The sequence below is a fragment of the Candidatus Pelagibacter communis genome (assembly GCF_001180105.1).
Classification (GTDB): Bacteria; Pseudomonadota; Alphaproteobacteria; order Pelagibacterales; family Pelagibacteraceae; genus Pelagibacter; species Pelagibacter ubique_K.
Genome location: NZ_CVSO01000041.1, coordinates 1 through 5,517, shown reverse-complemented (window position 1 = coordinate 5,517; position 5,517 = coordinate 1). Strand labels below are relative to the sequence as shown.

The window sequence follows — 5,517 nt, the reverse complement described above, 5'->3', positions numbered from 1 at the left end:
TGCTATCCATAAAAAATATCCAGGTAAATTATTAGCGTATAATTGCTCACCATCTTTTAACTGGAAAAAACATCTATCCGATAATGAAATTGGATCTTTCCAGAAAAAAATTAGTGAAATGGGTTATAAATTTCAATTTATCACTTTAGCAGGTTTCCATACTCAAAACATAGCAATATTTGAATTAGCAGAAAAATATAAAGCTGAGGGCATGACAGCTTACTCAAAAATTCAAGAACGGGAATTTGAAAGAGAGAAGGATGGATATACAAGTGTTAAACATCAAAGAGAAGTAGGAACATCTTATTTTGATGCAGTTACAAGTACAATTTGTTCTGGTAAAAGCTCAACAACAGCAATGGAAGGATCAACTGAAACAGAACAGTTCTAAATGATTACAAGTGGATTAATTTTACTCGTTTTGTATTTTTTACTTGTTTACTCATTTGAATGTATAAAATACTTCAATAAGATAGATAAAAGGTTTGGAAACTCTTTATGGAGATGGTCATATGACTACCCCGTTAAAGGAAAACAAGATATTTCAAATATAGATGATCCAGAATTTGTTGCATTAAGAAGGAGGAGAAATACTGCGGTTACTTGTATGTACTGGATCTTCTTTCTTGGCTTTTTCGTTTTAATGAACTTTATAAGTCAGGTTTTATTAAAGATCTTTTTGTAAAAAAAACTTAGTTTGAATATTTATACTTGTTAATTCTATATTCCCATAAACCATATTTTTTGTAAGTAACCTTAAGAATTATTTTTGATTTTGTGTCCTGCCAAATATCAAAATTTAGGTGTTTATTTTTAGAAACATGGTCTCTGGAAACTATTTTAAAGTGATTAGTTTCATACTCCTTTTTATTTAGAACAATTTTTTGTTTTTTAATAAAATAAACTTCTTGATTCTTAAGACTGCCTGATAATGGACTTATTTGAGTAGTTGCCTGCAAAACTTCATGATTCCACCATGAACCAATTACCGAACTGAGATTTGCCTCTCCCTTGAAAGAAGAACCATCAATTTCAAAAACATTTTTTTCCTTATTAAGTTTTAAGAAGACATATTTATTTTTGTTATTTTGTTTTGTTTCAGACACAAACTCGACTAATTTACCATTCTCAAACTTTTCAGTAGATTTTCCATCTACCCTAAAAATCTTTAAGCCCAAAATTTTCGTTGAAAATACTATTTCATTTCTTATATCAAGTTTATTGTCTTCAAACTTAAAATAATAATTATTATATCCTATTTTTTTTCCATTTTTCAAAACATCCATCTTAATAAATTTAATATTTTCGTAATGATATGTATGAGAATAGGAAGATGACGGCAAAACCACAAACAATAAGAAAAGAAATACCTTAATTTTCATTTATTTTTTCCCAAAGATTTAATTTAAGTCCTCCAGCAAAATAAATTTCTTTGGAAATTTTGAAGTTTTTAAGTGGTTTTGAACAACCTCCAATATTTAAACAAATATTCCAAATGTTTTTTCTGTCAAAATTTTTTAAATCTCCTTCAACCAGGTTTACATTGAACTTATTTTTTTTTATTAAACTGTTTGCATAATTTGATAAAACTACATTTATAAAATCCTTTTGACCTGTTGAGGTATTTTCAGTGTAAAATGATGCATTATTAAAATTTGATTGGTCTATAATTTGCAAAGCTTTTTCAAATCTTGGTTTATGAAAGCTTCTCTCGGAAAAAAACTGTTTTAATGTGCTCTCTGAGAAGTGGTTTAAAAGATTTAATGTAATTAATAAAATTATAATTCCATTCTTGTAGTCAGATCTTTCAATTTTAAAAATCAAAGAACTTAAAAGCAAAAAAATTGGTACTAATACGAAAATTATATATCTAGGAAAAATAATAGGTTTAAAAATATAACCGTATGCCAAGGGAATTAGATAAGATAAAATTATTATAATTACACAAAGAAATAATCTGTTATCGTTTTTGATAATTTTTTTACTTTTAATTATTAAAAAAATTAAAATAAACAAATGAATTAATCCCATTATTCTTGATCCAAAAAATTTGGAAAAATAAAAGTTGGTATAAAATTTTAAATCTGGTTGTTTAAGCCAACCAATAGATACAGTAGCATAACTAAAATAATGCATCAAAAATGCAAATGTAAAAATTGATAAAAATAGAATCGATAAAGTAATTTTTATGTTAATTTTTTTTAGAAATAGATAATCATATAATAATAAAATTATAATTGAAGCCAAAATTATTATTGTAAATGGATGACTTAAAATTAGTAGTATAGTTGAAAACAAAAAAAGTATGTTGTTTAATGAAAAAATTTTTTTATTTTTTTCCTGGTATGTACTAAAAAAAAAAATTAAAGATAAAGTTGTTAAAAAAAAAGTAAGTATATAAACTCTCATTTCTTGAGAATAGATAATAAGATAAATATTTAAACTAACGATACAAGTGATGAATAAAAAGCTTTTATCATTAGAGATTTTTTTTGACAAATATCCAAGTGAGAAAATACTTAATAATCCAATAATTGCAGAAAAGTATCTTCCAACCTCAGCTTCATAACCAAATATATTGTTACATATTTTTATTAGAAAATAATAAAGAAAAGGAATAGATTCTGTCGCCTTTAGTCGAAGGAATGTTTCATTAAAAGAAATATTTGGATCTGTCACCCAGAAAGTAAAAGTCTCATCAAACCATAAATTATCATAATTTAAATTATAAAATCTAAAAACAACCCCTAATATAATTATTGCAAATGTTAATGAGTAAATTGTCTTATTATTTCCTTGTAAGTTAAAAAATTTAAACATATCAAAAGTTCAATTTAATTAAAATTTTTATAAATATTTTAGATGTTATATTGTCAAAATATATGTTTTTAACAATTAAAAAAATTCCAAAAAATTATTGGAGTTCAAAAAAACCTCTAAACCTTAAACCTAAAAAACTTACACTTTTTTATCTCGTGATTGGCTTAGCAATTTTTGGTTTAGGTGAGGGTCTACTCATTGTATCATTTTCAGGTGCATCACCTTGGAGCGTTCTTGCACAAGGAATCTCGTTAAATATTGATTTATCAATTGGAGTCGTAACTTTTATTGTCAGTATATGCACTCTAAGCCTATGGTTTTTTCTGAAACAAAAACCTGGCATCGGAACAGTTTTTAACATCATAATTATAGCTGCCATGATAGATTTAACTATTTTTCTTTTCGTAACTCCAGATACATATTTTGGAAAATTGATAATGGCAGTAGTTGCTGTTTTATTGGTAGGTTTGGGGAGTGGTTTTTATTTAATTGCAAATTTAGGTCCTGGACCAAGAGATGGATTAATGACTGGAATTCAAAGAATGACAAACTTTCCAATAGCTTCTGTTAGAGCGGGAATTGAGATAACAGTTGTATCAATAGGCTGGTACTTGGGAGGTACAGTCGGAGTAGGAACTTTATTATTTGCTTTTGGAATAGGCCCTGCTGTAGCACTTGGTCTTTATTTAGTAGGAAAATTCTTTAATTGATTTTTGTTAAAAAAAAAACTATTAATTTTTTATGTCATTAAAAAATTTTATGATTGAGTCAGCAAACATTTTGTTTGATGATAGCAAAAATGATTTAAGAGCCCTGCCTAAAACTGTAAGACTTCAAATTTTATTAGTTTTGAGTTTTATTTGGTCTGTTGTATTTAGTTTGTACATTTTTACATATACTACTTTTATTTTTGGTTGGGCGGGAGTATTTCTCGCTCATTTAGGACTAATCTTCGCAGTCTATCATACCTTTAAGCAGTTTCATAAAGCTGAAGAAAAGTCAGCAAGTGTTTTTGAAACTAAAAATTTTAACCCTTTTAAAATTATGGCAATAGTTTTTGTAATAGTTTTTATATTTGTTTTTTCAAAGGGAATTGAGGTTTTAACAAATACGAATTCATACAAAATCCCTTATGGGGGACCAGATAAGTCTGCAATAGAAAAATGGTTACCGTTTACTCAAAAAAAATCAGGAGATTGAATATATATTTAAAGAATAGAATCGGCTATATTTAACCTATGAAAAATCTTGTCAAAAATTTGCAGCTTCTTTTATTAGGAATAATTTTACTTAGCACAATTATTGCAGTGGTACTTGAAATTAGAACGATGTTCTTAAATCAAACTGTTACATTAGCTGATTTATTATTGATGTTTCTATACTTAGAGGTTATGGCAATGGTAAGAGTATTTTGGGAAGAACAATCAATTAGCATTTCTTTACCTTTGTTAATCGCAATTACTGCATTAAGCAGATTTATAATTTTACAGGGTAAACAGATGGATGCTTCTCAACTTCTGTACGAGTCAATTGCAATAGTTTTAATCGCTCTCGCAATAGTGGTATTAAGACTAAGACACAGTGATAAATTAGGCTTATCTAAAAAGAAAAGAAGAAAATAAAATATTTAATACAACCTGATCAATTGTTATAATTTGTCTATGTGGTTTATTAGAATCAGGCTACATAAATTTGTAAGATTAACTTTTCATCCACCATGAATTAGGTAAGGTTTAAAAACTTAGATAAAAAAAAACCCTCGAAAGAGGGTTTTTTTTTAAATACTTTTAATGGAATTTTACATTCCCATTCCACCCATTCCACCCATACCGCCCATACCTCCAGCCGGCATTCCTGGTGTTGAGTCTTTTTCCTCTGGTTTATCAGCAACCATTGCCTCAGTTGTAACTAGCAAACCCGAGATTGAAGCTGCATCTTGAAGAGCAGTTCTTACAACTTTGACAGGGTCAATGATTCCCTCTTTAAACATATCAACATACTGTTCTGACTGTGCATCGTAACCGTTTGAGCTTTTGTTAGTTTCTAATAATTTTCCAACAACAACAGATCCATCGACACCCGCATTTTTAGTGATTTGTCTAATAGGAGCTTGTAGTGCGCTTTTAACAATTTCAACACCTGCTTTTTGATCGTCACCTTTTACTTTAACTTTATCAAGATCTTGTGAAGCGTAAAGCAATGCACAACCACCACCAACAACTATTCCTTCTTCAACTGCTGCTCTTGTTGCATTAAGTGCATCTTCCACCCTATCTTTTCTTTCTTTTACTTCAACTTCAGTTGCGCCACCTACTTTTATAACTGCTACTCCACCAGCAAGTTTTGCCAATCTTTCTTGTAGTTTTTCTTTATCGTAATCTGAAGTAGTTTCTTCAACTTGTTGTTTGATTTGAGCACATCTAGCTTCAATGTCAGATTTTTTACCTGATCCACTAACTATTGTGCTGTTCTCTTTATCAACCTTAACTCTTTTTGCTGAACCTAAGTCGTTAAGTTTAACATTTTCAAGTTTGATACCTAAATCTTCTGATATTACCTGTCCACCAGTTAAAATTGCAATATCTTCAAGCATTGCTTTTCTTCTATCACCAAAACCAGGTGCTTTGACCGCAACAACCTTAAGACCGCCTCTTAATTTATTTACAACTAGTGTGGCTAAAGCTTCACCTTCAACAT

General features: G+C 28.7%; 7 protein-coding genes and 1 pseudogene. 5 read left to right on the top strand and 3 right to left on the bottom strand.

Annotated features, from left to right (window positions below):
- Positions 1-391 (top strand): annotated as a pseudogene (locus AMN84_RS03270) (isocitrate lyase); the annotation flags it as partial.
- Positions 392-685 (top strand): hypothetical protein, encoded by a 294-nt coding sequence (locus AMN84_RS03265; protein ID WP_075483333.1) that lies wholly within the window; start codon positions 392-394, stop codon positions 683-685. It begins immediately after the preceding pseudogene.
- 7 nt (positions 686-692) lie between these two features.
- Here AMN84_RS03265 and AMN84_RS03260 read toward each other — a convergent pair whose 3' ends face one another.
- The gene (locus tag AMN84_RS03260) at positions 693-1,382 is read right to left on the bottom strand and encodes a DUF6134 family protein (RefSeq protein ID WP_075483331.1); all 690 of its coding nucleotides are present in this window, start codon (positions 1,380-1,382) and stop codon (positions 693-695) included.
- Complete coding sequence (locus AMN84_RS03255; protein WP_075483329.1) at positions 1,372-2,820, bottom strand: glycosyltransferase family 39 protein; 1,449 nt, start codon at positions 2,818-2,820, stop codon at positions 1,372-1,374. Before AMN84_RS03255 ends, AMN84_RS03260 begins: the two co-directional genes overlap by 11 nt.
- 62 nt (positions 2,821-2,882) lie before the next feature.
- On the opposite strand from AMN84_RS03255, the gene AMN84_RS03250 reads away from it, so the two are divergent.
- Genes AMN84_RS03250 through AMN84_RS03240 form a run of 3 tightly spaced genes read left to right on the top strand, consistent with a single transcriptional unit; the run spans position 2,883 to position 4,442 of the window.
- Entirely contained in the window at positions 2,883-3,530 is a 648-nt protein-coding gene (locus AMN84_RS03250) for a membrane protein YczE (RefSeq protein ID WP_075483327.1), read from the top strand.
- Between the two features lie 31 nt (positions 3,531-3,561).
- On the top strand, positions 3,562-4,020 hold the full coding sequence (locus AMN84_RS03245; RefSeq protein ID WP_075483325.1) for a hypothetical protein: 459 nt from the start codon (positions 3,562-3,564) through the stop codon (positions 4,018-4,020).
- Positions 4,021-4,058: 38 nt separating this feature from the next.
- Positions 4,059-4,442, top strand: a complete 384-nt coding sequence (locus AMN84_RS03240) for a phosphate-starvation-inducible PsiE family protein (protein ID WP_075483322.1) — start codon at positions 4,059-4,061, stop codon at positions 4,440-4,442.
- Positions 4,443-4,618: 176 nt separating this feature from the next.
- Here AMN84_RS03240 and groEL read toward each other — a convergent pair.
- Positions 4,619-5,517: chaperonin GroEL (gene groEL, locus AMN84_RS03235; protein WP_143755539.1), on the bottom strand; the 899-nt coding region annotated here is incomplete at its 5' end.

Excerpts from the sequence above, each read along its gene's own strand:
- AMN84_RS03265 (WP_075483333.1), top strand. The coding sequence starts at position 392 with ATGATTACAAGTGGATTAATTTTACTCGTTTTGTATTTTTTACTTGTT.
- AMN84_RS03260 (WP_075483331.1), bottom strand. The coding sequence starts at position 1,382 with ATGAAAATTAAGGTATTTCTTTTCTTATTGTTTGTGGTTTTGCCGTCA.
- AMN84_RS03255 (WP_075483329.1), bottom strand. The coding sequence starts at position 2,820 with ATGTTTAAATTTTTTAACTTACAAGGAAATAATAAGACAATTTACTCA.
- AMN84_RS03250 (WP_075483327.1), top strand. The coding sequence starts at position 2,883 with ATGTTTTTAACAATTAAAAAAATTCCAAAAAATTATTGGAGTTCAAAA.
- AMN84_RS03245 (WP_075483325.1), top strand. The coding sequence starts at position 3,562 with ATGTCATTAAAAAATTTTATGATTGAGTCAGCAAACATTTTGTTTGAT.
- AMN84_RS03240 (WP_075483322.1), top strand. The coding sequence starts at position 4,059 with ATGAAAAATCTTGTCAAAAATTTGCAGCTTCTTTTATTAGGAATAATT.